This window comes from Mycobacterium sp. (assembly GCF_049683355.1).
Taxonomy (GTDB): domain Bacteria; phylum Actinomycetota; class Actinomycetes; order Mycobacteriales; family Mycobacteriaceae; genus Mycobacterium.
In genome coordinates this window covers 1-3,572 of the sequence record NZ_JBAUJB010000322.1, presented here as the reverse complement: position 1 = coordinate 3,572, position 3,572 = coordinate 1, and the positions used below count along the sequence as shown (strand labels likewise).

The window sequence follows — 3,572 nt, the reverse complement described above, 5'->3', positions numbered from 1 at the left end:
GCGGTGATGATCGGTGGGGAGGAGGTGGAGCTAGTCATGGCACTACTCTCGTCTTTCGTTGTCACTGGTTGGCAGGAATCGGTGAGATCGGGGACACCTGAACCGCATTCAGGTCGATCTCGGCGGGGGAGGGCAGCGTGGTCCCTGGTAGAGCGGCCGCGGCGCTGCCGTAGGCGACGGCCATCTGCAGCCGCTGGGGCGGCACGGCCCCACCGACTTCGGCGCGGACGTATCCCGCCAGCGACGAGTCGCCGGCGCCCACGGTGCTGCGTGGGACGATCGGCGGCGGTGTGGCCATCCAGGCGCCGTTCTGGTCGACCAGTACCGCGCCGGCGGCGCCGAGGGTGGCCAGCACAGCTCCGATGCCCCGGTCGATCAGCTGCCGCGCCGCCGACACCACGGGTCCCGGATCACCTTGCTCCACAGCGTCTTCCAACGCCTGCGCCGACAATCCGAGCACGCTGGCGAGCTCCTCGGCGTTCGGCTTGATCAGGTCGGGGGCACCGCGGTCCAGCGCGGCGACCAGCGCGGCCAGCGGCGCGTCGGAGGTGTCGACCGCGACCCGGCACGGGCGGGAGGCCAGCAACGCGACCACGTCGCCGTACCAGCTGTGCGGAACACCCGGGGGCAGCGACCCGGACATCACCACCCAGGCGGCGCCGTCGGCGGCCTCCAGGACGGCCTCGGTCAGGGCGCGCACCGCCGCCTCGTCGAGCGCCGCACCCGGCTCGTTGATCTTGGTGGTGGTGCCGTCCGGCTCGGTGATGGTCAGGTTGGTGCGGGCCGGCTCGCTGGTCGGCACGATCCGGTAGGACACCCCGACCGATTGCAGCGCGCTCACCAGCGGGTCGTTGGGGGCAGCCGGCAGCACAGCGAGTGACTCGACGCCGGCGAGGGTCAGCGCGCGGGCGACGTTGACGCCCTTGCCCCCGGCCTGGCTGGTGACCGACGTGACGCGGTGCACCGCGCCGCGGGTCAGCGGCGACGGCAGCGTGACGGTGCGGTCGATGCTCGGGTTGGGGGTGACGGTGACGATCACGGTTGACCTCCTGCGCAGATGACTTCGATACCCTGCTCGCTCAGCTCGGCCTTGTCGGCGGCACTGATCTCCGGGTCGGTGATGAGGGTGTCGACGCTGGTGATGGGAGCGAAGCTGACGAAGTCCTCGCGGCCCACCTTCGAGGAGTCCGCGGCGACCACGACGTAGTTGGCGGACTGCACCATCGCCCTCTTGACGGCGGCCTCGTCGCTGTCGGGGGTGGACAGTCCGTGGCGCACGCTCAGCGCGTTGGTACCGATGAACGCGATGTCGACCCGCAGCGTGTCCAGCACCCGCAGCGTCTGCTCGCCGACCGCGGCCTGGGTGACGCCGCGCACCCGCCCGCCGAGCAATTGCAGTGACACCGACGGGACGGTGGCCAGCCGGGCGGCGACCGGTACCGAGTTGGTGACGACGACCAGCGGTCGATCCGTGGGCACCCGCCCGGCGATCCGCATGGTCGTGGTGCCGGCGTCGAGCAGCACGCTGGCACCGCTGAGGGGGAAGAACTCGGCCGCGGCCGCCGCAATCGCGTCCTTGTGCTCGGAGCGGGTGACGTCGCGTTCCCCCACGCCGGGCTCGACGAGATGCAGCGCCCGGACGGGCACGGCGCCACCGTGCACCCGGCGCACGACGCCCGCCTTGTCCAGGACGGCCAGATCGCGCCGCACCGTCTCGGTGGTGACGTCATACGCCTGAGCCAGTTCGGTGACGGAGGCGCGGCCCTTCTCCATCACCAGCGAGGCGATGGCTTGCTGCCGCTCTTCCGGGTACATATGTCTCCGTTTGTGTGGGTCTTCGCCCTGCTGAATGTTGATATGGTTGGTTTTACTCTTGAATGTGTTGACTTGTCAACATTTTCTTGTAATCTGGTTCACATGACAGCGTCTACTTCGCTTACATCACCCACCGCCGAGTCGGGCACGGTGCTGCAGGGTGTCCCCGTCGTGCCGGGGGTCCAGTACGCACCGGTGATCCGTCCCGGCAAGCTGCCCGAGGTCGATCGGGAGTCCACCACCGACCTCGCCGAAGAGCAGCGGCCGGCCGAGGGGGAGCGCTTCAACGCAGCGGCGACGGCCGTGGCCACCCGGTTGCGGGAGCGCGCCGCACACGCCACCGGCGTCGCCTCCGAGGTACTCGCCGCGACGGCCACTCTCGCCCAGGACCGCGCCTGGCTCGGCGCGACGGAGAAGCGCATCAAGGAAGGCGCCCCGGCGGTGCGCGCGGTCGTCGGCGCCGTCGACCAGTTCGTCGACATGTTCACCAAGATGGGTGGGCTGATGGCCGAGCGGGTCACCGACCTGCGTGACATCCGGGACCGGGTCATCGCCGAGCTCAACGGCTTGCCCGAGCCGGGCGTCCCGGTGCCCGACAAGCCGTCGGTGCTGTGCGCAGAGGACCTGGCGCCCGCCGACACCGCAGGGCTCGACCCCAAGCTCGTCGTGGCGCTGGCCACCACACTCGGCGGGCCCACCAGCCACACCGCGATCATCGCCCGGCAGCTCGGCATCCCGTGCGTCGTGGCCGTCGCCGGCCTCGACGACGTTCCCGCTGGGACGATGGTGATGGTCGACGGCACTCGCGGGACCGTCACCGTGACCCCGGACGAGGCGGCCGCCCGCGACGCCGTCGCCGACGCCGAACGGCTCGCAGCACAGGCCGCGAACTGGTCGGGCCCCGGAGCGACGTCCGACGGGCACGCCGTCGCCGTGCTCGCCAACGTCCAGGACGCCGCCGCGGCCCGTTCCGCCCGGGAGACCCCGGCCGAAGGCATCGGGTTGTTCCGCACCGAACTGTGCTTCCTCAACACCGACACCGAACCGACCGTCGAGGAGCAGGCCGACATCTACGCCGAGGTGCTCGAGGCGTTCGCCGGCTGCAAGGTCGTCATCCGCACGCTCGACGCCGGATCGGACAAGCCGCTCAAGTTCGCCGGGCACCCCGACGAGGCCAACCCCGCGCTGGGTGTCCGCGGCATCCGCATCGCCGAGAACAACCCCGGTCTGCTGACCCATCAACTCGAGGGCATCGCGGCCGCCGCCGAACGCTCCGGCAACCAGCCGTGGGTGATGGCGCCGATGATCGCCACCCCGCAGGAAGCGGAACGCTTTGCCGTCCAGGCACGTTCGCTCGGACTCACCCCCGGGGTGATGATCGAGGTGCCCGCGGCCGCGCTGCTCGCCGAACGGATCCTCGAGCACGTCGACTTCCTGTCGATCGGGACCAACGACCTGGCGCAGTACACGATGGCCGCGGACCGGATGTCGGCCGAACTGGCGACACTCACCGACCCGTGGCAGCCGGCGGTGGTTCAGCTGGTGGCGATGACGGCCGGCGCGGGCGCCGCGGTGGGTAAGCCTGTCGGTGTCTGCGGTGAGGCCGCCGCGGACCCGCTGCTGGCATGTGTGCTCACCGGGCTCGGGGTGACGTCACTGTCGGCGGCCGCGGCCGCGGTGCAGAACGTGGGCGCGAAGCTCGCGCAGGTCAGCCTGGCGCAGTGCCGGGAAGCGGCCGAGGCCGTGCTGAAGACGGC

The 3,572-nt window shown here is 71.0% G+C and carries 3 protein-coding genes; 1 reads left to right on the top strand and 2 read right to left on the bottom strand.

The features are described from left to right. Positions 1-61 precede the first annotated feature (61 nt). The gene (gene pfkB / locus WA944_RS18770) at positions 62-1,039 is read right to left on the bottom strand and encodes a 1-phosphofructokinase (RefSeq protein WP_526647223.1); all 978 of its coding nucleotides are present in this window, start codon (positions 1,037-1,039) and stop codon (positions 62-64) included. Next, on the bottom strand, positions 1,036-1,815 hold the full coding sequence (locus tag WA944_RS18765) for a DeoR/GlpR family DNA-binding transcription regulator (RefSeq protein ID WP_526371860.1): 780 nt from the start codon (positions 1,813-1,815) through the stop codon (positions 1,036-1,038). The genes pfkB and WA944_RS18765 overlap by 4 nt, the downstream gene beginning before the upstream one ends. 42 nt (positions 1,816-1,857) lie before the next feature. On the opposite strand from WA944_RS18765, the gene ptsP reads away from it, so the two are divergent. After that, a partial coding sequence (gene ptsP / locus WA944_RS18760) for a phosphoenolpyruvate--protein phosphotransferase (RefSeq protein WP_526647222.1) occupies positions 1,858-3,572 on the top strand: 1,715 nt, incomplete at its 3' end.